Raw genomic sequence first — 25,007 nt, 5'->3', positions numbered from 1 at the left:
ATTCTATTCGAGTGTGCCCCGCTGATCGAGGAACTCAGCGATCGAGACTTCCCCGAACTGCCGATTTGACCAGACACGTGTGCAAAGTCAGTGACAGAGCGGCCAGCTCCCGCACCATTTCCTCGGCACGATCACGTGCTCCGGCGTCACGACCCTTGGCAACCGGTCCGGCGATCTGAGTCACCAGCCCCGCTTCGCGATCAGCAGCCAACTTGAACGCCCGCAGATGGCGAACCTCCAAGCCGTACTCGGACATCGCCTTAGCGGTGCGCGCCAACGTCACGGCATCCTCGTCGAAGAAGCCCGCCGCGCCGGGAACGACCAAACCGGTGCGGATCAGATCGGTCAGAAACCGATCGTCGATGTCAGCGCGCGCGAGAAGATCCTGACGACCGACTCGAACTTCGCGATCGACCCGGAACGCCTCGGGTGAGACATCGCCCGTAGCGATCGACAGGACGCGAGCACGACGAGGCGCAGGAACTTCTGCACTCACCGTCGCTGCGCCACTGTCGATCGCTTCGAGTTGTTCTTTGATCACTTTGAGCGGCAGGTACTGATCGCGTTGAGCGGTCAGCACGAAGCGAAGACGCTCGCAGTCCTCGACAGAGAATCTGCGGTATCCCGACGGTGTCCGTTGCGGGCTGATCAAGCCCTCGGACTCGAGGAAACGGATCTTCGAAATCGTCACGTCGGGAAAATCTGGACGCAACCGATCCAGCACGGAACCAATCGACATTCCGGGCTGGCTCTGCTGCCGCACTGCCGTCATTAGCTACCCGCACCTGCTGACGACTCGCCGACCTGCGAACCGCCGGCACGAGGGCCGGTGAGGAACACCAGACGGAACTTGCCGATCTGAACCTCGTCACCATTCGCGAGAACTGCCGAATCGACAGGCTCACGGTTGACGTAGGTGCCGTTGAGGCTTCCGACGTCGACGACGTGGAAATCTGCATCTTCCTGACGGAACTCGGCGTGACGACGGCTGACGGTCACGTCGTCCAGGAAGATGTCGCTGTCCGGGTGCCGACCTGCCGACGTCGTCGGCTGATCGAGCAAGAAGCGGGATCCTGCATTCGGTCCCCGCTTGACCACCAGAAGTGCGGCTCCGGCGGGAAGGCCTTCCACGCCCGAAACCGGCTGCTCGGCGGCCGGTGCTGCAGAGGAGGTGTTGTCGAGCTCATTGAGGAAGTCCGCGCGGAAAACCGAAGTGGTCTCCGCCGGCGACTCCCCATAGCCCGCGTCGTTACCGTTCTCGCTCACTGTTTCTCCTCCTGGGTCAATCATCCAGATCATGAATCACTGGACTACGCAGTGCACTTTCTTCACGAGCATCTTTCACAGTCACGTTCGATACGGCCCTGCGCCCCGACTCGGCACATGCGTACCTAACGACCGTACCCTGCGCAGACCGCCGTGTGCAGCGAGACAGGCCGCGACACAACACGAGTTGGCCGGTCCACGCGCAGGTTTTCTACTCGGACGTGAGTCCCTTGTATGCCTCCGCGTCCAGAGTTGCCGCGAGTGCGGCGTCGAGTGTGGCCTCGTCGGCAACCTCGAGTTCGACCAACCAACCCGTGTCGTACGGGTCGGTGTTGACGAGGTCGGGCTGTCCGTCCAATTCACCGTTCGCTGCAAGAACTTTCGCAGTGAACGGAGCAAAGATGTCGGAGACGCTCTTGGTCGACTCGACCTCACCGAGCGATTCACCGGCGGTCACTTCTTCGTCGACAGCGGGAAGCTGGACGAACACGACGTCACCGAGCTGCGACTGAGCAAAGTCGGTGATACCGACTCGAACTGAGGTCGGGCCGGTTCGCTTCACCCACTCGTGCTCCGCGGTGTAGCGCAGATCGGTAGGTGTATCGAGCTCACTCACAGTGGCTTCCTTTCACAGGCCGTCCGAAAGTCGGACGCAAAAAGATCAATTTCCGGGTTGAGCGTATTGGCGCGGATTCAATTGTCGCAAGACGGAGATCGTGACCTGCTGCGATTGCTCGACGGACGACGTTCCGCCATTGCGTGCGACATTGTCGAAGACGCCTCCGGGAATGTTCAACGCTGCCGCCAATGTCGGCGGATCTCCGATCGCGGTCACAGTGTACGGCTGCTCGATCCGGGTTCCGTCCAATTCGATCTCGCCGCCGCGCCCACTCACCCACGAGTTCACGCCGATACGAATGGGTTCGCCGTTCGCACCTGCGATCGAGATGGCTTCGGCACCGGCAGCACGCAGTTCCTGGATGAGATCGAGAATCACTTCCGATCCGACCCCGCCCGCCGGATCTGTCAGGGTCATCGTCACACCCGGTCCAGTGGCCGGAGCGGTCCCCACTTGAATGGAGAGTGAGGTCAGCCGCGCCCGCGCCTCGTCCAGCGCTGCTCCCGTGTTGCCACCGGCTTCCAAAGTGGCAAGCGATTCCTGAAGATTCGCGACTTCCTGCCTCAGCGCGGCTTCGCGCCGATTCAAATTGTCGAGAACCACCAGGAGGTCGGCAGGGCGCGCGGCGTCGAGTGAATCTCCGGCCACTGTGCTGCGTACCTGTGTGGCAATCGCAACGCCGAGCACGCTCAACAGCACAGCAGCGAGGATTGCGAAGACGACGTTGGTGCGGTGTTTGGACGGTGAACGCAACTCGTGACGACCTTCACCCGCAGTGGTGACGGGAGGTTCTTCTTCCGGTTCGGTCGTGGAATGTTCCGCCATGACTCACGCTCCGAACAGTCGGCGTCGCAATGCCGCTGCGTTGCCGAAGATCCGGATACCCAACACGACGACGATCGCCGTCGAGAGTTGAGTACCCACACCCAACTGATCACCGAGCCAGACGATCAACGACGCGACAAGCACGTTGAAGACGAAGGAAACCACGAACACCTTCGCGTCGAAGATTTCGTCCAGATACGCGCGTAGTCCACCGAAGACGGCGTCGAGCGCCGCAACCACAGCGATCGGAAGATAGGGCTGGATCACGTCGGGCACCTGCGGGCTGAAAACTACGCCCAGCACGATGCCGACGACCAGTGCTGCGAGTCCGTACAGGGCGGAACCGGCCTTCATCGAACTCCTTCTGTCACTTGGGTTCTGTGGGTTCTGTTGCCACTCGGACGGCGCGAGGCGCCGCAGGCGGCAGAGTCAACGAATCGTCTTCGGCCACCGCGAAACCGACTCCGTACAGTTGCGAGACGCTAGACATTCTCACGTAGGCGTCGCTGACGACGAATTTCCGCTGCAGTGCTCGCGTGTCTCCGATCGCCTCGACGAGGTACGGGGAGAAAACAGGTTGGTTGTCGACGAGCATCGCGCCGCCCGCCTGACGGATGGTCACCGTCGGCCCGATTCGCACGCCGCCGACTGCGATCGCCTCGGCGCCGCCCGCCCATAATGCGTTGACGACGGTCTGCAGATCGCGATCGAGGACAACTGTCTTGCCGCCGACACTCCGTTGCGACGCATCCGAGAGGTTCGGGCGTCCGGCCGGGTCCGTCAACGTCACCACCAGTCCTTCCCCGTGAACAGTTTCGGCTCCTGCGCCGGATTCGACCGCTCGCAGTTGGTCGAGGACGGCGCTGCCGCGTGCATCGCCTTCGAGCGCCACGCCGCGCGCGGCGTCGACGGCGCCGCCGAGTGAATCGCGGGACGCGGCCAGTGAATCGATTCGATCCTCCGCATCACGGACCTTCGCCACCAACTCGCTTCGAACCTCTTCGGTGCCGGTCACCTGCTTCGTCGCTTGAACAGCCGAGACCGTGACGATGAACCCGATCAACAGTGCGCCGAGGGCCAGCCACGGCCCCGTCTTCGAGGATCTGTTCTTGGTGTGCTCGTGCTGGCGTTCGAATGAAGTTGCCTCGTAGCCCGGGTCGAGATGTTCGGTCATGAGTGACCGAAGCAGCGACGGTACCGGGTTACGACGGACGTCCTCCCCGGTCGACTTCATCGGGGCACGACCTCGTGGGTTCGCGCAACGTCAACGGCCTTGAGCACGTAGATCGCGGCAGTCCACACGTACAGGACGGTTCCCCAGATCAGGAAAGCGAAACCGAAGGCATGGGTGAACGGTCCGATGGCCCAGTCTCCGTGCCCGGCAAGAATCAACGGCAGAGCGAACATCAGTAGGAAGGTCGCAGCCTTGCCGAGATAAACCACCTCGGGCGGTGGCAGGCCACGCCTGCGGTAGATCGGCAGCGTCAACGCAAGCAGAAGATCACGGCCGATGAGTATCGCTGCGACCCACCAGGGAATGAAATCGCGGGCGACGAAGGTGACCAGTGTCGTCACGACGTACAGACGATCGACCAGCGGGTCGAGAAGCGCTCCCAGACGCGAGGTCTGTCCGAGCACTCTGGCCAGCTTGCCGTCGAGCCAGTCGGTGAACCCGCTGAGCATCAGCAGCGCCAATGCCCAGCCGTCCGAGTGCGTGACGAGCAGCAGGTAGGCGAACAGCGGCAGAGCGAGTAGACGCACGATACTGAGCACGTTGGGAACAGTGAGAATCCGATCCGTGGGGATCGGTTCTTGTTCGCCAGAGTTCACTGCACACACCTCGCGTCGTTCGATTGCCGTGCGGCCAGCTTTCCACAGCACGACGGACTATTCGCCGAGGCGCCGTAGCCTGAACTGTCCCGAGCGTGTCGAGCTGCCCTTATCTCCAGGCGAACACCGGCTGCTCGAGCTTGTCGATGCGCGTGTGCCGTCCGTTCAGCACTTCGCGGAACTGATAGATGACGGCTCCGGTCGGCGCATGGATCAGGCTCGTTCGGAACGGCCATTGGATCACCGGGTTCGGTGACTCCTCGATGGTGACGAAGCGCGAGTCCACGTCGAGCTCCTCCGACGTGACGGCATACACCTGGGCCACCTCGTCGGGATTGGGTACCAGTCCCCCGATGTCCTCGCCCGACCACATGACGAACGGCCGGATCACGAATCCCGAACGAGTGACGTAGTCGTCGAGCCGGCCGATGATCTTCGACTCGGGAACGTCGACACCCAGCTCCTCGGAAAGTTCTCGAACCGCTGCCTGTTCGGACGACTCGCCCGGGTCGACGCTTCCGCCCGGCAACGCGAATTGACCGGGGTGGGCGCGCATCTTGCTCGGCCGCTTCGTCACCGGGAACACTGGTGTTCCGTCCGCTGTCCGCATGACGACGATGACCACCGACGCCGAGCGCCTTCCGTCCAATTCGACCGACCGAGGTTCGAAAGCGGCAAGTGAGGCGACCACGTGGTCCCGATTCAGTAAATCTCCGTTCACCATGGCTCGACAGTAGCGCCACGAGACTGAGACCCTCAGCCAGTCTGATCCATTTTGGCCGCTTCGCCTGATTATCGGTCTGTATTCCTGTCATGCTGAACAGGCAGAATCCACCGTGCGGCATGGCGAGAAGAGAACCTCGATGGCTGAGCAGTCCCAGACCCCCACCCCGCAGACCGACCAGAGCGCGCCGGGCGCGTCGAATCGGGCCTCCCGCTTCGCCTCCGACACGCTGAGCGTCCTGCGGCGTGTGCCGTTCACCGCGAGCGTAGTGCTCACCATCACCGTCGTCGGGATCGCGACGGGCGCCCTGTGGAATCACGTCCGTACCTACTCGTGGTTCGACGACATCGCCTACGGAGTTCCTGCCTTGCAGGAAGGCAAGTGGTGGACTCTCGTCACGGGGTGGTTCTTCGGATTGACGCCGGGTCAGTATGTTTCGATCATCGTCGTTTTTGCCTTCGCGGTCGGCTGGTGCGAATGGCGCCTGGGAACCAAGAACGCGGCCATCGTCACGATCAGCGGTCAGTTGGCGGGCGAACTCGGTGCATCGCTCCTCCTCTGGGCGGGCAGCCACACCGACTGGGATTGGGCTCGCAACCTCGCCACCCACCGCGACGTCGGCGTGACTACCGCAATCATCGCCGCACTCGCCGCGACCACAGCAACACTCCGCTCGCCCTGGCGAATGCGAGTGCGCGCCATTCTGTGTGCGTACATTGCGATCGCGTTCCTCTTCGAAGGCCGCCTCGCCGACGTGCAGCACCTCATCGCGGTCGCGATATTCCTGCCGGTGGGCGAGAAGTTCTTCGGCGACGGAGAGCGCGGGTTCATCCCCCGAACGCGACGCGAGATCCGCCTGCTCGGATTCATCGGCCTGCTCCTGATCGGCGTGGTCGAGATCGCCGTCTGGCTGTTCCCCGGAAGCGGACCGTTCGGGCCGACGGAAGCCGAAACCGGTTCGGGCTGGACGGCATTGATCGACGTGGTCATCGTTGCCCTGATCGCGGACCAGTTGCGACGAGGTCGCCGCTGGGCCTGGTGGGTTGCCGTGGTGTTCGGTTCACTGACGGTCTTGGCCACCGCCCTCGTCCTCGTTTCGGTCATCTTCTTCGACTACGAGAGCGCCGGCGCCGTCACGGTCGGTACCGCGCTGCTCTGGCTTCTCGAACTCATCTTGTTGATCAAGGGCCGCCACGCTTTTCACGTACCGATGCGGCGCAAGATTCGAGGCGGGCCGTTGTCCGGGAACGATCCGCGCGCCGCCGCTCGGGAACTGCTCAAACGGCACGGCGGCGGAACCATGTCGTGGATGACGACGTGGGACGGCAACAGTTACTACTTCGGCGAGTCGGGTGAGAGCGTCGTTGCATTCCAACGGCATGTCGGTGTCGTCGTGGTCCTGGCCGATCCGATAGCGAGCCCCGACCGACTTGCCGCAGCGGTGGACGAATTCACGACGATGTCCGAAGCCAACGGCCTCACTCCCTGCTTGTTCTCCGTGGGGAAGGAGACAGCCGACGCCGCCACCCGGCGTGGCTGGCGCACCGTTCAGGTCGCCGAAGACACGATCGTCGACCTACCAGAACTGCAGTTCACCGGTAAATCCTGGCAGGACATCCGCTCGGCGCTCAACAAGGCCAAGAAGGACGACATCACCTTCCGGATGACAACATTGGCCGACGAGCCGTTCTCCGTATTGGCTCAGGTGCGCGCCATCTCCGAGGAATGGGTGGGCGACAAGGGGCTACCCGAGATGGGGTTCACCCTCGGAAGCGTCGAGGAGGCGCTCGATCGCGACGTCCGTGTCGGCTTGGCCGTCGACCCGACCGGAAGCATTCACGGCGTCACCTCGTGGTTGCCGGTGTACGGCGAAGGCGGCGTGGTTCAGGGTTGGACACTCGACGTCATGCGTCGACGTCCTGACGGGTTCCGTCCGGTGGTCGAGTTCCTCATCGCATCGTCGGCCCTCGAGTTCAAAGAACAAGGTGCCCAATTCGTCTCACTGTCCGGAGCACCGCTCGCCCGCAGCGACGACGGCGCCGACGCCGCATCGATGGACCGCCTACTGGACATGCTCGGTGCCGCGATGGAACCGCTCTACGGCTTCCGGTCTCTTCACGCGTTCAAGAAGAAGTTCAAGCCGAGGTACGAACCCGTTTTCCTGTGTTTCCGCGACGAGGCCGACCTCCCTCGGATCGGAATCGCACTGACGCGTGCCTACCTGCCCGACGCAACGGCTCCTCAGCTGATCAAGCTCGCCACCAGCAAGAGTTGACGCCGTGCGGTCCTGGTTCGAGCACACGGTCGTCGACACCGGCAGGCTCCCGCTGTTCTTCCTCCTACTCGCCTTTGTCCTGACGTTCCTGTTCATCCGCTTCAGCGTCCGGATGATCCGGGCCGAGGTCTCGTGGTGGCCAGGCAATGTCACGCCCGGTGGAATGCACATCCACCACATGGTTTTCGGTTTGATGATGATGCTCGTGTCCGGCTTCGCCTTCATCGCTCTGGCCGACTATCACACCCCGATCGCCAATTGTGTTCTCGCGTCGGTGTTCGGTATCGGCAGCGCGTTGGTCCTCGACGAGTACGCGCTCGTGTTGCATCTGCGCGATGTCTACTGGGCCGAGGAAGGTCGCTCGTCCATCGACGCGGTGTTCGTTGCCATCGCGATCTCGTTCCTTTTCCTTCTCGGGGTCCACCCGATCGGGTTCGCGGGAGAGTTCGACCCGTACGAGCAGGACCGGAGCCTGGCGACGTTGATCGGCGTTGTCGTCGCGATCGTGATCCAACTCGGACTAGCCGTGATCACGTTGATGAAGGGCAAACTCTGGACCGGCTTGATCGGGCTGTTCTTCACCCCACTTCTGTTGATCGGAGCAATTCGGTTGAGTCGCCCGGGTGCGCCGTGGGCGCGCTCGCGTTACCGCGACAAGCCGGCGAAGATGAGCCGGGCAGTGGCCCGTGAACAGCGTTATCGCGAGCCGATGATCCACGCGAAGATCTACGTTCAGGAAACGGTGTCGGGAAGTTTCGGTTCCACTCCCCCGCCCCCACCACCGCTCCCCGTCGTCGACACCACAACCCCCACGACGAAAGTCGGACTATCACGGCGGCTTTCGGACAGAATTCGCTGGCGCCGAACTCGCCGACGATTACGAACAGTCCCGGTCTGGCGCCTCCCCGTGATCCTCGTCGTGCTGTCCGTCGTCACCGCGAACATCCTCGTCGGGATCGACGGAGATCTCGTCAGCGACGGCGACGTCGGTACCATTTCCGAGGGCGTGGACGCCGGGGCCACCGCGACGCTGCTCAGCGTCATCGCCGGCGGGATGATCACTCTCACCGGTCTGGTGTTCACCGCCATCACCCTCGCAATGCAGTTCGGCGCATCGCAGATTTCGGTGCGGGTGGTCCCGATGCTTGCGCAGCAGCGGGTGATGCGGTGGTCGATCGGCATGTTTCTGGCCACGTTCGTCTTCTCCTTGATCATTGCGCTCGATCTGGCGCTCGATTCGGAGAATTCCTCACCGACCATCTCCACGGCGATCGCACTGCTTCTGGCATTGGCCAGTGCGATCCTGTTCATCGCGTTGGTGGCGAAGGTCGGGTCGATTCTCAATTCCAGTCGGTTGCTGCGTTGGATAGCGGCCCAGGGCCGGAGCGCGACGATTCGTGCCTATCCGCTGTACGAGGACCTGCCCTCTGGCGCACCGAAACCCAGTCAGCCGCTCCCCCTACCCCAACCGCGCGAGTCCGAGAACTCCGAGAGCGCCGACGCACTGGTGATTCGCCTGCGCCACCTCTCACCCGACGGCCGGATTCTGCTGGCGATCGATCTCGCACGACTGCAACGGTTGGCCGGCCGCTGGGACGTCTCGGTCGAAGTCGTCCCCAGCATCGGCGAGTTCGTCGCCCAGAACGCGCCCCTCTTCGAGGTACGCGGACCCTCGCTGAAGGTACGCCCGGACACCTTGATGTCGTGCTTGATCTTCGGTGACACGCACAGCCCGGTCGTCAGCCCCGGTGCAGCGCTTCAGTCGATCGTGGACATCGCGCTAAAGGCGCTGTCACCCGCCATCAACGACCCGGGCCGAGCCGTGCAGGCTCTCGACCACATCGAAGATCTTCTGGTACTTCTCGCCCCGCGGGTCCGCTTCGACACATCAACCTCGGATCTCACGCTGATCAGAGGGCAGCAACGCACCTGGACCGATTACGTGTCCGTCGCCACCGACGAGATCCGGCACTTCAGTACCAATTCCGCGCAGGTCCAGCGCCGTCTACGCGCGGTATTCGCGACCTTGCTCGAAGCCTGCCCGCCGGACCAGCACCCTCCGCTACTCGAGCGCGTCGACGCACTCGATGCGCAATTGACCCGAGAATGGACCGGCGCACTCGACCTTCGGCTCGCGAGTGTGGCGGATCCGCAGGGATTGGGCTCCGAAGCCGGGGCGACCGGAAGAATTCACCCGCTGATCATCGGGTCTTCGGAACTTCCGGGACGATCGTTCATCCGGGCAGGCCGAGTCGCGTTCCCAGCCAACCTAATTGACTCGCCAATCCAGCCGACCACACCTGGAAGCTGTGCCCTCCGTCGACCTCGGCGTACTGGACGTCCATCCCTGCGGCCTTTGCGGCTTCGTAGAGCGTTTGAAGACCTGGGCGGTAGTCGTTGTCCTGTTTGCCGACCACGAACACCCCGGCGCTGTCGGGGAACTTCTTCTCCCGGAGCAGATCCTGCGGATTCACTGCCACGAACGCGGCTTCATTGCCGCCGAACGCTGCATCGACCGTCTGCTTGCGATCGCCGAGTGTGGGTTCGATCTGACCGGACAGATCCAGGAACGTCGGATAGACCGCGGGGAAGTTCGTCGCCATCTGGAACGCGCAGGTACCGCCGTAGGAAAGTCCCCCGATCGCCCACTTCCTCGGGTCGGGATCCACCTGGAGGTTCCCGCGCACCCAGTCGGGAACATCGCGCGAAAGGTACGTTGCGACGTTCCCGAGTTGAGAATCGACGCAGAGCGGATTCGCCAGTTCCGACCCGGTCCCGTCAGCAACGACGACAACGGGAGCCAAGCCCGAATGCGCAGCGGCGTAGGTGTCCATGGTCTGGACGAGACGTCCGCCCTGTAGCCAGTCCTCGGGCGCGCCTGGTTGGCCGGCAAGCAGGACCAACACGGGCAACTCCGGTCGCGGGTTGGTGAAATACGCGGGCGGTAGGTAGATCTCGGCGTCGCGGGCGCTGAATCCGGAGACCGTCCCCGCAATCGTGACCGTGCTGACCTTACCGGCCGACGGCATGTCCGTGGGAGCCTTCCATTGCGAAACCGGTACCGCCCCGTCCTTGCCGTCGTCCAGGTCTGCGAGTGAAACCTTCTCCGCATCCGAGAGTCCCAGCGCTGTTCCCAACGTCGGATACGACTGGAACTGCAGATTCACGTGAGCCGCGCTCGACACGACCACCAGGAGCACGGAGACCACGGTGAGCACGCGACCGTCGATCCGCGTCGCCGCAAATACCCGCGAAACACCCAGCAGCACGCCGAGAATGCCCAACCCGATCCACACGTAGACCGGACGGGCAATCGGATCGGGGAACGGGTGCCACACCTTCTCGATCAGCCAGTACAGCACGAGAGTGATCGCGATTGCCGCGACGATGCAGACCGGAATCGAGATCAGCACGTGACGCCTCGATCTCGAGAAGATCAGCCACAGAAGTGCCAGAATTCCGAGCACCGTCACCACGGGCGGAACCGGGCCCGTGACCAGCGACAGATCCGTGATCGTGTGCACGTCGTCTCCCGTCGCAGCCCTGTTTAGACAATATCCAAGAACAGGACATTTCGGAGCTGATGGCGTCAGATCACCGCGTTCGACGCCTGGGCACGTAGGTCTCGGGCCAGGTGATCCCGACGCTCGAGAACAAGCCTCCGCAGCGACGCGGGCGCCTCCGCATTGGCCTGGATCCAGGAATCGACAGCAGAGGTGTCTTCAGCTGCCGGGAAGAGTCCGTTCACCAACCGTCGGGCGATCTCGATGCTGCGTTCGGACCACCACTTCCCCAGGGACGAGAAGTACTCTGCCGCATATCCCTCGATCAACGACGGGTCCGTGCCCGAACGGAATCCGGCGATCGTCGCATCCAGGCGGTCGTTCGAGAGTGAGCCGTCAGTGGTCGCCGACGCCCAGGCAGCCGCCTTGGTCTCGGCATCGGGAATCGACGCCGCGGCGCGGACGTACGCCGTTCGACCCGCTGACGTGCTGTCCTTGCTCAGCTCACCGTCGAAGTCGCTCACACTCGCATGGCCGGTCGCCGACAGGGCGATCCACAATGCCCACCGCAGATCAGGATCGAGAGCCAGTCCGACCGGCCCCGGGCAGGTGCCGTCGAGTATCGACCGCACCTCGTCGGCGCGAGCATCGTTGACCGCTGCAGCGGCCGACAGAGCCCGTGCCCATGCCAGCTGTCTTCCGGACTCCGGTTCGGCTTCGAACACCGCCTTCCAGGTCGTTTCCAACCAGCCTGCACTTACATTGGGCCGCAAGCTTTTCGGAACGTAGTGAAGAACCGCGTATTGGGCATCGGTCAGGATCGAGCTGAGAATCGCAAGATCTGTCTCCGCGGGAGCGAATCGTTCCACCATGTCGAGGTACCGGAACACCGAGAGCTGCGCATCACGCACCGAGTTCCACAGCGACGACCAGATCACCCCGCGCGCAAGCGGATCGCTCACGCGGTCCAGGGATGCCTCGACAGTGGACAGAGATTCCGCGTCCAATCGCACCTTGGCGTAGGTGAGGTCTTCGTCGTTGAGCAGTGTGAGTGCTCCGGGCGGAAGGTCGACCGACGTGCGTGATTCGGTGATGTCGAGTTCGACGCGTTCGGTGCGAACAAGATCTCCGGACTCGTTGTAGTCGTAGATTCCGACTGCGAGCCGATGCGGCCGCGGGTCCGTCTGGACCACATCGGTTCCGTCGAGCGACAGCGTGGACACCCCCGGTGGTCTGCAACCAGATTCGGGCCCATTCGCGCACGTCGCGCCCGGAAGTCTCCGTGAGCACGTCGAGCAGATCGACCAGCGTGGTGTTTCCGTACGCGTGAGCCTTGAAGTACCGGCGTGCCGCTTCGAAGAACGCGTCACGCCCGACGAACGCCACAAGTTGTTTGAGGACACTGGCGCCCTTGGCGTAGGTGATTCCGTCGAAGTTAAGCTTCGCAGCTTCGAGATCGACGATGTCGGCGACGATGGGATGAGTCGTCGGCAGCTGATCTTGGAGGTACGCCCACGCTTTTCGCTTGATGGCGAATGCCACCCAGGCATCGGTGAAGCGAGTGGCTTCGGCGCTGACCAGCGATCCCATGAAATCGGCAAAAGATTCCTTGAGCCACAGGTCGTCCCACCAGACCATGGTCACGAGATCGCCGAACCACATGTGCGCCATTTCGTGCAGGATCGTGTTGGCGCGGCGCTGATGCTGCTCGTCGGTTGCGGAGCCGCGGAACACGTATGCCTCGGTGAAGGTCACCAGTCCCGGGTTCTCCATGGCGCCGAGGTTGTACTCGGGGACAAAGATCTGGTCGTACTTGCCGAACGGATACGGATAGTCGAAGTACTCGGCGTAGAAGTCCAGCCCCTGACGGGTGATGTCGAAAACGTTCTCCGCATCGAGGTACGGAGCCAACGACGCCCGGCACAGCGCACCCAACTCGACAGTGAGTTCGCCGCGACTCCACGACGACGCCACGCGGTGATACGGCCCGGCCGCGATCGCGGTGATGTAGGTCGAGATCGGCAGCGTCGGGGCGAAAGTGACGCGTTGTGCACCGTCCACGGAGAGAGTCTGGGTCGCGGGCTGATTCGACAGGACTTCCCAGCCGTCAGGTGCTGTCACCTCGAATGTGAAGGGCGCCTTGAGGTCCGGCTGCTCGAAGCAGGCGAAAACACGCCTGGCATCGGCAGGCTCGTATTGCGTGTACAGATACGTCTGATCGTCAGCGTCGTCGACAAATCGGTGCAGCCCTTCGCCGGAACGGCTGTAGTGGCCGTGAGCTGCCACTCGCACGACGTTCGATCCGCCGAGTCCGCGCAGCACGATCCGGGATCCGTCGTACTCCACCGGAATCGACGCACCGTCGACGTCCACGGAATCGACTGCAGCACCGATGAAATCGAGCCACGTGGACTCCACCGAGGACGTCAGATCAATTGTCGTGACCGTCGAAAAGGTCTTCACGGCGGAGTCGACCGCCGATCGCAGATCCAACTCCACCCGGTAACCGGCGACGGAGATGGCTCGAGATCGTTCGGCGACTTCGCTTCGATTCAGGTTCGCAGTACTCACGCACTCGATCCTGCCAGGCCGCGCGCGGCGATGTGAGCCGCCGTGCGCCTATCCCTTGAACGCGCCCTGCCAGACGGTGTCGAACGGCGTGTGTGCCGAGACGCGGCCTTCGATGCCCGCCGTGACGAACTTCTTTGCCAGAGCGACGGCTTCTCCCACGTCGGCGCCTTTTGCCAGCTCCGCGGTCACTGCGGCGGCCAGCGTGCAACCGGCACCCGAGACGCGCTCTTCGCCGACCTTGGGGGCGGAGAGAACAGTCACGTCGGTCCCGTCGAACAACACGTCGACGGCGTCGCCACCGGCGAGTTCGACACCGCCCTTTGCGAGCACGTACTTGGGTCCGAGGTCGTGGATACGACGTGCGGCCTCGATGAGGTCGTCGACGCTTTCGATGCTGTCCATTCCGGCGAGGGTGCGTGCCTCGAACAGGTTGGGTGTGACGACTGTGGCGAGCGGGAGGATCGAATCACGAAGTGCTGTATCGGTATCGAGAGCCGCGCCGGGCTCCTGGCCCTTGCAGATCAGGACCGGGTCGAGGACGACGTGGCGCCAGGACTGCCGACGCAGGCCCTCTGCCACAACCTCGATGGTGGCGGGCGTGCCCAACATGCCGATCTTGACGACGTCCAGATCGTGAGCCGCAGTCGCAGCCTCGATCTGATCAGCGATCACGTCAGGAGCGATCGGTACGAAGCGATGACCCCAGTTGTTCTTGGGATCGAACGAGACGATACATGTGGTGGTCGCTACGCCGTAGACGTCCAATGCCTGGAACGTCTTCAGGTCGACCTGCAGGCCGGCACCGCCAGTCGCTTCGGACCCAGCGATGACATAGGCGAGGTCAACCACAGCACAATCTCCTTCTTCGGACTTTCGAAACGTGCGTGGATGGCCACGAACGCGGGACCCAGTTTATCAACCGTTCCGACGTCTGGTTTTCGGCTATGCGGGCACCGGACTTCCCCACGCGACGTCGTTGTCCTCGTATCCGAACGGCGGACCGACGAACTCGCCGCCGCAGGTGATCAGCGCGAGGGTTTCGGGTCCGTCGAGGCTGTTCAATCGCTCGACCGGCAGCTCGCCGTCCTTGCTGTAGTGATCGACCGCATCGATACGGTAGTTCCAGGTCTGTCCCCCGGCGCCCGCCACGGTCACGACCGAGCCGATTTCCAGTGTCGAGAACTTCTTTCCGAAACCGTCACCCTGATAGATGTCGTTGATGTGTCCGGTGATCACCACGGTGCCCGCGCCGGAGCCGGGAAATGCCGAATCTGCCCACCATCCGATCTCACTGACATCCTCGGGCGGAATGAGCGAGCCGTCCGTCGTCGTCTTGATCGGCAGGATGTCAGCGGTGCTGTTGCCTGTGCGCAGCGTGGTCGGGACATCCGGACCGTCGACCACCGCGCGAATCTCTGGCGGCAAATCTTGTTGGCCGGTCGCGAGGACGCGGGTCGGCGAGTCACCGTCGTCGGAACATCCGCCGATCAAGAGCATTGTCGCCACTACTGCAGCGGCCCACGTTCGGCTGGCCGTGGATCCAGGTGCCGCTGTCACGGACGAGAAGTCGGGCCGGACGGAATCTGGGCAATTGGTACTCGGTTTCCTACGTTTCGACCGGGAAGTGCGTCACCGGAATCCCCACCGTTCCCACCGGAACCGTCACCACCGCCGTTCCCGCCACCGCTTCCATTCCCGCCGCCGCCGGGGCCCGGGCCGGGGCCGGGGCATTCACCTCCCGGATCGGTGGTGTCTCCTGCCAAGACAATCTTGACTGCCGAGAGGTTGACCGTCTGGTTCTGTGCCACTTGTCCAGGAGTTGTGACGTCGAATGCGAGCTTGGCACGTACGGGGATGACCGAACCGTCGTCAGCGTCGGTGACCGTTGACCCTGACCGGCCGAGATCTTGGGTCAACGTCATTCTGGAGATCAAATCCTGATCTCCGGTCAAGCCGGCGCCGTCGATCCGAAGGGTCCCTCGGACGGGACTTCCGTGGGCTCTGATCGTCACCGATGCGCGAAACTCGAGGATGTCTCCCGGCACTGTCCGCCACGCCTCGATCGAGTTGATTTTCGTTCCAGGCGATCCAGTCGAGATGTCGTACCAACCGTCGATCACGGCCGGATCGAGTGACATCGAATTTTCGTTGATTTCCGAGTTGCACGCGCGGGTGAGCGAAACGGGGGCAGCCGATCCCACTGCGGGGAGTGCTGTCGACACAACGGTCGCCAAGACGAAGGCCGTCGCGGTGATGCCCGCGGTACGCCTGCCGAAGATCGTCATTCTCTCGCTACCTTTTTCCGCGGACCGTAGCTTCCGGTCAATTCAGTCAAAATACCAGTACAGCTGGACAAATAGGTCGAATTCCGTGCCGAATTCCTCTTGTTTTCTGTGAACTTCGGTTACGAGCAATTTCTCCGCACACGCGTTCCGGCAAGGGGTACATCGGATCAACAGGGGTCAGAAGTTACATTTCGCCCGCACATCGGAGCAGATCGCACTGATTTCTCACCGCATTGGACAGGTATTTCCGTTTCATAGCGGTCAGCCGGTGGAACAACGATCACTACAACGAGCGTGCCGGGCACGTGTCCGGTCGCCCCCCACCGAATCAAGGGAAACCGTCATGTCGGATACAACATCAGTCAAGCAGGGTTTCGCGGTAGGAACATCGATCGGGGCAGCCGTCATCTTGGTGACGGTCGGCATCGTGCAGTTCTTCCAAGGACTCGCTGCCGTCGCCGAAAACGAAGTGTTCGTAGTCGGGATCGACTACGTCTATCAGTTCGACCTGACGACGTGGGGTTGGATCCATCTCGTGCTGGGCGCGCTCGTCGCTCTCGTCGGGCTCGCACTGTTCACCGGAGCGGCCTGGGCGCGGGTGTCGGCAGTGGTGATCTGCGCGATCTCGATCATCGCGAACTTCTTGTGGCTGCCGTACTACCCCTGGTGGTCGACTCTCATCATCGCGCTGAACATCGTCGTGATCTGGGCTGTGTCGACATGGAAGCCCACCCAGACGACGCACGCCGCTGCGCATGCACCGTCAACGCCGACTCGATCTGCTTGAGTTGAAAGTATGTGTAGGTGGATGGCGTATTCCGGAGAGCCGATACTGGCCCATGACTTGCTGTTCAGGCCACAGCACTCGCTGATCGACCAGAGCCTGCATTCTCAACTCGGGGCCACGACGACAAATGGCGACGGCTTCGGAATCGGCTGGTACGGGGAAGGCCCCCAACCGGCAGTTTTCAAGAGCATCGAACCCGCGTGGAACGACTCGAACCTGCGCGAAGTCACCTCCCAATTGCGCACCCCTCTGCTGTTCGCTCACATCCGCGCCTCGACGGGAACTGCAGTGCAGCGCAGCAACTGTCACCCGTTCCGGCACCGGCAATGGTTGTGGATGCACAACGGTTCACTACACGGATTCCACGACATGAAACGGGAATTGGTGACTGCCATTGATCCGTCGCTCTTTCCGGATCTCGAAGGATCGACGGACTCGGAAACCTTGTTCTTCCTCGCGCTGACGTTCGGCCTGACCGACGATCCGTTCGAAGGTGTCGCGAGGGCCGTCGGATTCGTCGAGCACACGGCCCGCTCGCAGGGAATCGACAATCCGGTTCAGATGACCGTCGCCACGTCGGATGGCATCTCCACCTGGATCTTTCGCTATTCCAGCGAGCACCAGTCGAGGTCGTTGTTCTTCTCCACCGAGATTTCCATGTTGCGCAAGCTCCATCCTGAGGTGGATGCCCTGCACCATCTGAGTGAGGAGACCCGAATCGTCGTCTCCGAGCCTCTACGTGACCTTCCCGGCGCCTGGAACGAGGTTCCCGAATCCGCCGCAGGCGTCATCCGGCCCGGACGGGACGAGATGCGGAACTTCGCGCCGATTCCACCAGCCTGAGTGGGTCATACAACCAGGCATAGCTATGAAATAGCTTGCATTCGAAGCGCTTTCACGAAAACTGAGAAAACGGAAACTCGGCACACTAGTCACGCGAGAGGATGAGCCGGAACGCCAAGCGAGCCTTCTCCGTATCCGGAGTGCCACCAGTGAGCAAATCGTTGTAGATGAACGACTCACCCACGCGAACCAGCAGATATGCCATGTCCTCGACGGGCAGGTCTGGCCGAATCTGCTCCGGTATTTCAGCTTCGATCAGCCTTCGCACGGATTCGACCATCGTGCCCTGAATCGGCCCCAGTCCAGTTGTGAGTATGCACAACGCCTTTTGCGGTTCCCGAGTCAAATACGTCCGGAAGAATTCGGTCTCGATTGTCGCCCGTGCATGGTAAGTGAGGACGTCGACAACCCTTGACGCTCCGCTTCCACCGCACTCCTCGAGGCCCATTCGCCACGTCCGGCGCGCCAGCGAATCGAGCACGTCACCGGTAATTGTGTCGCGATTCCCTGCACGCCGGAACAAGGTCGTCCGATCCACCCCCAACTCGGTGGCCAAAGCGTTCACATCGAGCGGTTTTCCGGCTGCGAACTGTCGTCGGGCGGCACTCAACGCTTCCGCGCGGATGTCACGTGTCTCGGCCATGGAGTGAATGTATCGCTGACGACGTGCTGGTCGGTAGCCGGAGGCGATCAGACGGCGCCATCGACGGCAATCGTTGCAACATTCATTGACTTTGTTGCAGGTGAGTGTTTATGGTTCCCCGGTACGTGATTCCAGTCACAACAGTTCAGTTGTTTACGGAGGAATGCGATGAACGATCACACGTGGACGACCCGACGATGAGCCCACTTCTGCAAGTACGAGACCTCACGGTTGACATTGGGACAGAATCGATTTCGAACAGACTCCTCGACCGAGTGAGCTTCGAGTTGGGGTCGGGCGAAATCACCGGCCTCGTAGGAGAGAGCGGGAGCGGAAAGACACTGACCGGACTCGCTCTGCTCGGTCTCTTGCCCCGTACGGCAACAACCAGCGGAAGCATCCGTTTGGAAGGACAGGAACTTGTGGGTCTGCCCGCCGCCGAGTTGAGGAAAATACGCGGTCGCGACGTCAGTATGGTCTTCCAGGACCCGAGTTCGGCTCTCAACCCCTCCGTCAGCATCGGTCGCCAGATCGTCGATGTGTTGAAGGCCCACCGCGACATCACGAAAGTCGATGCGGAGGACGTGGCTACAGATCTTCTCCACCAGGTCGGTCTGGCCGACCCGAGCAGAACCTTGAAGTCGTACGGGTACGAGCTTTCCGGCGGGATGTGTCAGCGGGTGATGATCGCGATGGCCCTGGCATGCGGTCCGAAGTTGCTGATCGCGGACGAACCGACAACAGCGCTCGACGTCACCATCCAAGCTCAGATTGTCGATCTCCTTCGAGAACTGGCCGAACAGCGCGATCTTGCCGTGTTGTTGATCAGTCACGACCTCGCGGTTGTCGCCGAGGTCGCGGATCGAGTCATCACCATGTTTCGCGGCGAGATCGTCGACGTCGCGCCACGAGACGTGCTGCTTCGGCGGCCCGCGCATCCCTACACGTTCAGCCTTCTCGAGGCGGCACGCTCGACATTCGAAGAAGTCTCCTCCCAATCACCCAAGGCGCGAGGCGATTTCACCAGCAAAGCCCCTGCTGACGGCGTGGGTTGCCGATACGTCGCCCGGTGCAACTACTCCGAGGAGCTCTGCATATCCGATCATCCACTTCTGATCGGATCACCGGAATCGGCAACAAGATGTCACCGCAGCGACGAACTCGAGTTGCTCGGACTGGTGAGCTGATGAGCAACACCGACGTCATCGTCGACGTTCGGAATCTGGCAGTCGAGTACGGACGCGGACGCAAAGCTCTTCGCGCGGTCGACGACGTCAGCTTCTCCGTACAGAGGGGCGAAACCCTTGCGATAATCGGTGAATCAGGATCGGGAAAATCCTCGACGGCTCACGCTCTCGCGGGTCTGGTGGCTACGGCCGCAGGCTCCATCACTATGAATCTCGACGACCCGGCGTTCGGCAAGGGTGGATCTTCCCATCTCATTTTTCAAAACCCTACGTCGGCCTTGAACAATCGGATGGCCTCATGGGCTTGCGTAGCCGAGCCGATGGCGCCAGGGCGTCTGCGCATCCCACAGTCCTTGCGGCCGAAAGCCGTCGAGCTGTTGCGTCGGGTCGGTCTCGGCGCTGAGCTTGCCGACCGCCTCCCGACCCAGCTCTCCGGTGGCCAACGCCAACGCGTGACCATCGCTCGTGCACTTGCCTCCAAGGCGCCACTGATTCTCTGCGACGAACCTGTTGCCTCCCTGGATGTTTCGCTTCAGGAAGAGGTGTTGCAACTTCTTGCCGATCTCCGAGAAGAACATGACCTCACGTACATCTTCATTTCGCACGATTTGGGTTCGGTGGCACGGATCGCCGATCGCGTCGCGGTGATGTACCTCGGCCGAATCGTCGAGATCGGACCGGTTGCCACGGTCCTGAGGACTCCATCGCACCCCTACACGCAGGCGCTTCTCGCCGCGGCCCCGCACATCGAACTCGAGCGGCGCAGTCGTCGGAAAGCATTGGTGCGGGGCGAGTTACCCGACCCACGGAATCCACCCTCGGGCTGTCGATTCCGCAACCGCTGCCCGTTTGCGATGGATCGCTGTGCGTCGGAAGCGCCGTCACTTCGCGCGGCCTCGAATTCCGCACACAGCTCCGCCTGCCATCTATCGTCCCCGGCCACATCGATCGGAATCTCCAACCCGCCGCAGTAAATGCGTGCCGCGTCAGTCTCCCCCTTCCGAGAAGACCAAAGCGAAAGTCCACCATATGAATCCGCGTCTGTCTTTGCGATCCCGATATCCGATCACACGCTTCCAGAATCATGGGAAAAGTGGCCCACGTGTGCTGGTAGCTGCGTTTGCACTTTCTGCTCTTGTGCTCAGCGGCTGTTCGAGCAGCGCCACCGGTACCGCCGGCGATACCGGACCTGCCGATCCGAACGCCGAACTCAAGGTCGCGACATCGCACGTGCCCGCCTCGCTCGACCCGTGTGCGGGAAACATCGGATACGACATCGACTACTTACAGTTGATGTATGCACCACTGATCGATGCGGAACCTGCCACCCAGAAGTTGCGGCCCGGAATCGCCAGCGAGTGGGGCTTCTCCGGACCGGACAACCTGACGTTCGAGATGACGTTGCAGAACGGCTTGACCTTCCACGACGGTACAGCTGTCGATGCAGCAGCCGTCAAGGCAAGCATGGAACACTGCTTGAGTCTCGGAATCGTTTCCGTCCCGACGATCAAGAGCATCGAAGCAACGTCCCCAGATCACGTCACGATCTCGTTGAGTTCACCTACCTCCGGTTTACCAGGCTGGCTCAACGGCAGATTGGGAATGGTGGTCTCCCCCACTGCGCTGGCAGCAGCAGGGGCAGACTTCGCCAACAAGCCTGTAGGCGCAGGGCCGTACACATTCACCAGCGCAGTCCCGAACAGTTCATACACATTCAGTCGATTCGACGATTACAAACCGGCAGGTCCACCCAGCCCCCAGCTCGCCAAGATCCAGATCCAGGTGATCTCCAATCCCACAGCGCTGACAAATGCCCTGACATCGAACGCTGCGGATTTTGCATACGGGCTCACACCGTCGAGTGCTCCGATCCTCGAACGGAATCCCAACCTGAACGTCAGTCACGACCCGAGACTCGGAGTTGCGCTCGTCGTGATCAACAACAAGAACCCTGTGGTTAACGACGTCCGGGTTCGTCTGGCGATGCAGTATGCGCTCGACCGCAAGGCAATTGCGCGAGCCGCGCTGGACAGCTCGGAAGGAACTGCGGCGTTCGGTCAATATCCTCCCGGTTCGCAGTTCTACGACGAGGAAACCGAAGATGCATGGCCGTACGACCCGGAGAAGGCCAAATCGCTGCTAGCGGAGGCGGGGTATCCGAATGGGGTCACCGTGCGCGGACTAGCAGGCAACCTACCGCCGTACTCGACCAACGCGGTCCTTGTCGGAGAACAATGGGAGAAAGTCGGCATCAAGGTCGACTTCGTCGAAATGAGTGGACCTCAGGCGATTACGGAGTTCGTCGCACACAACAGCGCGGACGTCTTCAGCGTGGGATGGCCCACGCGAGCATCCGCACCGCTCAATTTCGAAGCCTCTCTGGGTTCGCGATCGTACTTCCGGCAGAATTCCGTCCCCAACGAGGAGTTGGAGAAGCTGATCGCACTGCTGAACAACACGTATGACGAAACCGCTCAGCTCGACATCGTCAAACAGATCAATCAAGTCGTGATCAAGTCCGCTGAGTACGTACCGTTGTACTTCACTCCCGACGTGGTCGCCTACACCAAGAACGTCCACGGGGCCGTTCCCGCACTGAACGGCTCCCCCAATCTGACGTACCTCTCGAAGTCATGACGACGACCGTTGTATCGCAAGAGAATTCGTTGGCCCCCGAGCCTGAGAGCGTTCCGACCCGAAACCCTCACCGATCGCCGGTGAATCCTTACATACGGATGATCGGCGTCCGGTTCGCACAGATAATTCCTACCGCGATCATCGCTAGTTTCATAACCTTTGCCCTTATCCGGATAATCCCCGGTGGACCAGCCGAGGCACTTCTCGGTCCGAACGGCAGCGATGAAGCCATCGCGGCACTCAACGAGCGCCTCGGATTGAATCAACCTCTGCTGGTCCAGTACTGGAACTGGGTGGTGTCGGCTCTGCACGGAGATCTGGGAACGTCGCTACAGAACAGCGCCCCCGTCGGCCCACAGATCCTTGCGCGCCTGCCGGCGAGCGCCGAGCTCGTTGTACTCGCACTGTTACTGTCCGCCGTCGTCGCCATACCGCTCGGTGTGTGGACCGCGACGCGGCAGGGACGACGCAGCGATGGTCTGACCCGCACGGTTTCGGGGATCGGACTCGCGGTACCGGACTTCTTCCTCGCTATCGTGCTGGTCGATGTCTTCGCCCTCGGTTTGGGAGTTCTACCGGTGCTCGGCTGGGTTCCTCTCGAGAACAGTGTGATCGACAACCTGAGCCATTTGGTCCTACCAGCAACGGCGCTCGCTGCCGGCGCAGCATCGATTGCGGTTCGGCAGACCAGGGCTGCGATGATCGAGACACTGTCAAGTGACTACGTACGAACTGCGCGTGCGATGGGTATCGACGAGCGGAAGATCGTGTGGCGCTACGCGCTACGAAACATCGTTCCCACGATTGTCACTGTCTATGGATTGCTCGCCGTGGCGATGCTGGGTGCGACGGTCATTCTCGAGCAGATCTTCGTGCTGCCGGGCCTCGGGAGCGCTCTCGTCATTGCGATCGACACGCGAGATTATCCGATGCTTCAAGGCATTGTGTTGCTTTTCGTCGTGATCGTGCTTCTCGTGAACATCCTGGTCGACGTCGTCAACAACATGATCAGCCCACAATTGAGGAAGGGAACGATCTCGTGAGCCAACTCGCGCTGACCACCGCAGGCGAGACCCGCTCCAAGTGGGCTCTCCCTCGACTGCACCCCGGATTATGGCTCAGCTACTGCTTTCTCGGAACGCTGATAGCGGCGTCCGTCTTGGCCTCGTTCGTGGCTCCGCACAGTCCGACCGATCAGAACCTGACCAACACGTTCGCCGGTCCGAGTGCACAGCACCTGCTTGGCACTGACGGCTTCGGTCGTGACGTGCTCAGTCGATTGATCTGGGGAGGACGCTCCGCCTTCTTCGGCGTCGCGATCGCTGTCGCCGTCAGTCTGCTGTTGGGAATTCCGTGGGGGTTGATCGCCGGATATTGGCCACGCTGGATCGGCGCGTCACTCCTCCGGGTGGCGGACGCATTGCTGGCATTCCCAGGTTTGGTTCTCGCAGTGGCTATTACCGGTGTTCTGGGGCCGAGCCTGATCACGTCGATGTCAGCGCTCGGAGTCGTCTATGCACCCACAATTGCAAGAATTCTGGCTGCCGGGGTCAGCGAAACGAGGAACCGAGACTTCGTTCTGAGCGCGCGACTCTCAGGATGCCCGCCGCACGTAGTGCTCCTGCGTCATCTTCTTCCGCACGCAATCGGGCCGGTTGTCGTTCAGGTGACCGTGCTCACCGGCCTGACTTTTCTCGCGCAGGCGGCACTCTCATTCCTGGGGTTGGGAATACAGCCCCCCACTCCGAGTTGGGGCGGTGACCTATCCGATGCGTACCTGCACATCTTGAGTGCACCACAACAGATTCTCCCCTCCGGCATTCTGATTTCATTGGTCGTCCTGGCCGTCTACCGAGTGGGTGATGCCGTCCGGGACCGCATGTATGTCAGAGGGAGATAGCCGGCGTAGAACAACCATCCGACTCGACTGTTCGAAGACCACACCACCAGCATGAAGGACTATCGATGACCTCGATCGCACCAGAAACCGCGCGCCGCGTCTTCCGTGGAGCCGAACCGATACACGGCATGATCTACTTCACCCCTTTCGGCGCGGACGCATATGCCGCACTGGGCTTTACACACCCTCGAATGGGCTACTTCGCTTCGCGGTCTGCGCCCATGGGCGCAGTAGCGGCTGAAGTCACCATCGCTACGTTCTTCAACTTCAACCCCGAACTGGTACACGCGGTGCTGCCGGAAGCCTGGACAATCGCCACCCCCGAACAGATCCTCACCGCTCGACTCGACGCTGTCGACCGTTCGCTGCGCAAGGCCTGGGGAGAAAATGTCGACGGCACCGAAGTTCGCGAAGCTGCCGAACTCGCACGTCGAGCCGCGGAACGCGCCTGCAACAGACCACAAGGGCGACCCCTGTTCGGTGGGCACGCATCATTGCCGTGGCCTGAGGAGCCTCATCTCGTGTTGTGGCATGCCCAATCCTTGCTCCGGGAGTTTCGCGGAGATTCTCATGTCGCACTTCTTCACGCCGAGGGACTCAACGGTGTCGAAGCGTTGGTAGTCCACGCCGCAACCGGTGATGTTCCTGCTGCTGCTCTGCAAATGAGCCGGGCATGGGACAACGATCAGTGGGCGGAAGGCGTCGAAAGTGTGCGGGCGCGTGGATGGCTCGAAGACGGCCCCGAGCTTCACCTGAACGAGGTGGGTCGTGATCGCCGGAAGCGGGTTGAGCATCAGACCGATGTGCTGGGGTCGTACCCGTACGAAGCGATCGGAGAGACCGGATGCGGTCGACTGATCGAAATCTCGGAACGTCTCTCCGGTGAAGTGATCGATGCAGATCTCGGATTTCCGGCAGCACTGGCAGCACGTCGCCGATTGCGTGCGTGACAGCAGGTCGTGAGTGTCGAATGTGGCTGGTGGTGATACGACGAGGGTGTCACCACCAGCCCCTTCACACAATTATCGCCGAAGTCGGCTGCGCCCCCAATCTGCACAGGGAGAAGGCATCCGGATGAGACTGCCGTTGTGCCGAATTCTCCCGCGGGATGG

General features: G+C 61.8%; 24 protein-coding genes and 2 pseudogenes. 10 read left to right on the top strand and 16 right to left on the bottom strand.

Annotated elements, in window-relative coordinates; translation table 11 throughout:
• Positions 1-34 precede the first annotated feature (34 nt).
• The 8 genes from ftsR to ABIE52_RS06475 form a co-directional block, all read right to left on the bottom strand.
• Positions 35-772 carry a transcriptional regulator FtsR gene (gene ftsR, locus ABIE52_RS06510; RefSeq protein ID WP_003946161.1) on the bottom strand — a complete coding sequence of 246 codons (738 nt, stop codon included), beginning with the start codon at positions 770-772 and terminating at the stop codon, positions 35-37.
• Positions 772-1,266 (bottom strand): glycogen accumulation regulator GarA, encoded by a 495-nt coding sequence (garA, locus tag ABIE52_RS06505; protein ID WP_003946166.1) that lies wholly within the window; start codon positions 1,264-1,266, stop codon positions 772-774. The genes ftsR and garA overlap by 1 nt, the downstream gene beginning before the upstream one ends.
• 211 nt (positions 1,267-1,477) lie before the next feature.
• Positions 1,478-1,882, bottom strand: coding sequence for a glycine cleavage system protein GcvH (gene gcvH / locus ABIE52_RS06500; protein ID WP_192712381.1), 405 nt, complete (start codon positions 1,880-1,882; stop codon positions 1,478-1,480).
• Between the two features lie 45 nt (positions 1,883-1,927).
• On the bottom strand, positions 1,928-2,710 hold the full coding sequence (locus ABIE52_RS06495) for a DUF881 domain-containing protein (RefSeq protein ID WP_047270499.1): 783 nt from the start codon (positions 2,708-2,710) through the stop codon (positions 1,928-1,930).
• A gap of 3 nt (positions 2,711-2,713) precedes the next feature.
• Complete coding sequence (locus ABIE52_RS06490; RefSeq protein WP_003946178.1) at positions 2,714-3,064, bottom strand: small basic family protein; 351 nt, start codon at positions 3,062-3,064, stop codon at positions 2,714-2,716.
• A gap of 13 nt (positions 3,065-3,077) precedes the next feature.
• Positions 3,078-3,944 (bottom strand): DUF881 domain-containing protein, encoded by an 867-nt coding sequence (locus ABIE52_RS06485; RefSeq protein WP_192712380.1) that lies wholly within the window; start codon positions 3,942-3,944, stop codon positions 3,078-3,080.
• Complete coding sequence (locus tag ABIE52_RS06480; protein WP_030537518.1) at positions 3,941-4,540, bottom strand: CDP-alcohol phosphatidyltransferase family protein; 600 nt, start codon at positions 4,538-4,540, stop codon at positions 3,941-3,943. The genes ABIE52_RS06485 and ABIE52_RS06480 overlap by 4 nt, the downstream gene beginning before the upstream one ends.
• 109 nt (positions 4,541-4,649) lie before the next feature.
• Positions 4,650-5,264 carry an NUDIX hydrolase gene (locus ABIE52_RS06475; protein WP_003946186.1) on the bottom strand — a complete coding sequence of 205 codons (615 nt, stop codon included), beginning with the start codon at positions 5,262-5,264 and terminating at the stop codon, positions 4,650-4,652.
• Between the two features lie 139 nt (positions 5,265-5,403).
• Here ABIE52_RS06475 and ABIE52_RS06470 point away from each other — a divergent pair, with 139 nt between their 5' ends.
• Positions 5,404-7,539, top strand: coding sequence for a bifunctional lysylphosphatidylglycerol flippase/synthetase MprF (locus ABIE52_RS06470; protein WP_192712379.1), 2,136 nt, complete (start codon positions 5,404-5,406; stop codon positions 7,537-7,539).
• 64 nt (positions 7,540-7,603) lie between these two features.
• Here the strand turns inward: ABIE52_RS06470 and ABIE52_RS34015 are convergent, their stop codons facing one another.
• Positions 7,604-7,963 (bottom strand): hypothetical protein, encoded by a 360-nt coding sequence (locus tag ABIE52_RS34015; RefSeq protein ID WP_502944848.1) that lies wholly within the window; start codon positions 7,961-7,963, stop codon positions 7,604-7,606.
• 114 nt (positions 7,964-8,077) lie between these two features.
• On the opposite strand from ABIE52_RS34015, the pseudogene ABIE52_RS34010 reads away from it, so the two are divergent.
• Positions 8,078-9,502 (top strand): annotated as a pseudogene (locus tag ABIE52_RS34010) (DUF2254 family protein); the annotation flags it as partial.
• Positions 9,503-9,773: 271 nt separating this feature from the next.
• Here ABIE52_RS34010 and ABIE52_RS06460 read toward each other — a convergent pair.
• From ABIE52_RS06460 to ABIE52_RS06435, 6 genes and pseudogenes are all read right to left on the bottom strand, one after another.
• The gene (locus ABIE52_RS06460) at positions 9,774-11,063 is read right to left on the bottom strand and encodes an alpha/beta hydrolase (RefSeq protein WP_042451019.1); all 1,290 of its coding nucleotides are present in this window, start codon (positions 11,061-11,063) and stop codon (positions 9,774-9,776) included.
• A 65-nt stretch (positions 11,064-11,128) separates the two neighbouring features.
• Positions 11,129-12,028 (bottom strand): annotated as a pseudogene (locus ABIE52_RS06455) (ERAP1-like C-terminal domain-containing protein); the annotation flags it as partial.
• Positions 11,946-13,541 carry an aminopeptidase N gene (gene pepN / locus ABIE52_RS06450; protein WP_502944851.1) on the bottom strand — a complete coding sequence of 532 codons (1,596 nt, stop codon included), beginning with the start codon at positions 13,539-13,541 and terminating at the stop codon, positions 11,946-11,948. The gene pepN and the pseudogene ABIE52_RS06455, both read right to left, overlap by 83 nt.
• Before the next feature lie 120 nt (positions 13,542-13,661).
• Positions 13,662-14,462 (bottom strand): bifunctional hydroxymethylpyrimidine kinase/phosphomethylpyrimidine kinase, encoded by an 801-nt coding sequence (thiD, locus tag ABIE52_RS06445; protein WP_003946192.1) that lies wholly within the window; start codon positions 14,460-14,462, stop codon positions 13,662-13,664.
• A 93-nt stretch (positions 14,463-14,555) separates the two neighbouring features.
• Positions 14,556-15,170 carry a class F sortase gene (locus tag ABIE52_RS06440; RefSeq protein WP_275231636.1) on the bottom strand — a complete coding sequence of 205 codons (615 nt, stop codon included), beginning with the start codon at positions 15,168-15,170 and terminating at the stop codon, positions 14,556-14,558.
• On the bottom strand, positions 15,167-15,898 hold the full coding sequence (locus ABIE52_RS06435; RefSeq protein ID WP_070161072.1) for a hypothetical protein: 732 nt from the start codon (positions 15,896-15,898) through the stop codon (positions 15,167-15,169). Before ABIE52_RS06435 ends, ABIE52_RS06440 begins: the two co-directional genes overlap by 4 nt.
• Positions 15,899-16,241: 343 nt before the next feature.
• On the opposite strand from ABIE52_RS06435, the gene ABIE52_RS06430 reads away from it, so the two are divergent.
• Together ABIE52_RS06430 and ABIE52_RS06425 are read left to right on the top strand one after the other, a co-directional pair.
• On the top strand, positions 16,242-16,685 hold the full coding sequence (locus ABIE52_RS06430) for a DUF7144 family membrane protein (protein ID WP_030537512.1): 444 nt from the start codon (positions 16,242-16,244) through the stop codon (positions 16,683-16,685).
• Between the two features lie 21 nt (positions 16,686-16,706).
• Positions 16,707-17,528: a class II glutamine amidotransferase gene (locus ABIE52_RS06425; RefSeq protein WP_192712376.1), complete on the top strand. Its 822-nt coding sequence runs from the start codon at positions 16,707-16,709 to the stop codon at positions 17,526-17,528.
• Positions 17,529-17,613: 85 nt separating this feature from the next.
• On the opposite strand, the gene ABIE52_RS06420 is transcribed toward ABIE52_RS06425, so the two are convergent.
• The gene (locus ABIE52_RS06420; RefSeq protein ID WP_021333511.1) at positions 17,614-18,171 is read right to left on the bottom strand and encodes a QsdR family transcriptional regulator; all 558 of its coding nucleotides are present in this window, start codon (positions 18,169-18,171) and stop codon (positions 17,614-17,616) included.
• Positions 18,172-18,446: 275 nt separating this feature from the next.
• Between ABIE52_RS06420 and ABIE52_RS06415 the strand changes: the two genes are divergently transcribed.
• From ABIE52_RS06415 to ABIE52_RS06390, 6 genes are all read left to right on the top strand, one after another.
• Positions 18,447-19,358, top strand: coding sequence for an ABC transporter ATP-binding protein (locus ABIE52_RS06415; protein ID WP_161120793.1), 912 nt, complete (start codon positions 18,447-18,449; stop codon positions 19,356-19,358).
• Positions 19,358-20,332, top strand: a complete 975-nt coding sequence (locus tag ABIE52_RS06410) for an oligopeptide/dipeptide ABC transporter ATP-binding protein (protein ID WP_164490579.1) — start codon at positions 19,358-19,360, stop codon at positions 20,330-20,332. The genes ABIE52_RS06415 and ABIE52_RS06410 overlap by 1 nt, the downstream gene beginning before the upstream one ends.
• Positions 20,333-20,462: 130 nt before the next feature.
• Positions 20,463-21,995, top strand: coding sequence for an ABC transporter substrate-binding protein (locus tag ABIE52_RS06405; RefSeq protein ID WP_064074346.1), 1,533 nt, complete (start codon positions 20,463-20,465; stop codon positions 21,993-21,995).
• A gap of 80 nt (positions 21,996-22,075) precedes the next feature.
• Complete coding sequence (locus tag ABIE52_RS06400) at positions 22,076-23,038, top strand: ABC transporter permease (RefSeq protein WP_158510646.1); 963 nt, start codon at positions 22,076-22,078, stop codon at positions 23,036-23,038.
• Positions 23,035-23,895, top strand: coding sequence for an ABC transporter permease (locus ABIE52_RS06395; protein ID WP_020969703.1), 861 nt, complete (start codon positions 23,035-23,037; stop codon positions 23,893-23,895). The genes ABIE52_RS06400 and ABIE52_RS06395 overlap by 4 nt, the downstream gene beginning before the upstream one ends.
• 65 nt (positions 23,896-23,960) lie before the next feature.
• Positions 23,961-24,845: an SCO6745 family protein gene (locus ABIE52_RS06390; RefSeq protein ID WP_192712375.1), complete on the top strand. Its 885-nt coding sequence runs from the start codon at positions 23,961-23,963 to the stop codon at positions 24,843-24,845.
• The last annotated feature ends 162 nt before the right edge of the window (positions 24,846-25,007 follow it).

Origin of the sequence: Rhodococcus sp. OAS809 (assembly GCF_040546695.1) — a bacterium.
GTDB lineage: Bacteria > Actinomycetota > Actinomycetes > Mycobacteriales > Mycobacteriaceae > Rhodococcus_F > Rhodococcus_F qingshengii.
This window is presented reverse-complemented; position numbering and strand designations above follow the sequence as displayed.

Coding starts and splice junctions, on each gene's coding strand:
- ftsR (WP_003946161.1), bottom strand. CDS start 772: ATGACGGCAGTGCGGCAGCAGAGCCAGCCCGGAATGTCGATTGGTTCC.
- ABIE52_RS06495 (WP_047270499.1), bottom strand. CDS start 2,710: ATGGCGGAACATTCCACGACCGAACCGGAAGAAGAACCTCCCGTCACC.
- ABIE52_RS06490 (WP_003946178.1), bottom strand. CDS start 3,064: ATGAAGGCCGGTTCCGCCCTGTACGGACTCGCAGCACTGGTCGTCGGC.
- ABIE52_RS06485 (WP_192712380.1), bottom strand. CDS start 3,944: ATGAAGTCGACCGGGGAGGACGTCCGTCGTAACCCGGTACCGTCGCTG.
- ABIE52_RS06475 (WP_003946186.1), bottom strand. CDS start 5,264: ATGGTGAACGGAGATTTACTGAATCGGGACCACGTGGTCGCCTCACTT.
- ABIE52_RS06470 (WP_192712379.1), top strand. CDS start 5,404: ATGGCTGAGCAGTCCCAGACCCCCACCCCGCAGACCGACCAGAGCGCG.
- ABIE52_RS06435 (WP_070161072.1), bottom strand. CDS start 15,898: ATGACGATCTTCGGCAGGCGTACCGCGGGCATCACCGCGACGGCCTTC.
- ABIE52_RS06430 (WP_030537512.1), top strand. CDS start 16,242: ATGTCGGATACAACATCAGTCAAGCAGGGTTTCGCGGTAGGAACATCG.
- ABIE52_RS06425 (WP_192712376.1), top strand. CDS start 16,707: ATGGCGTATTCCGGAGAGCCGATACTGGCCCATGACTTGCTGTTCAGG.
- ABIE52_RS06420 (WP_021333511.1), bottom strand. CDS start 18,171: ATGGCCGAGACACGTGACATCCGCGCGGAAGCGTTGAGTGCCGCCCGA.
- ABIE52_RS06410 (WP_164490579.1), top strand. CDS start 19,358: ATGAGCAACACCGACGTCATCGTCGACGTTCGGAATCTGGCAGTCGAG.
- ABIE52_RS06390 (WP_192712375.1), top strand. CDS start 23,961: ATGACCTCGATCGCACCAGAAACCGCGCGCCGCGTCTTCCGTGGAGCC.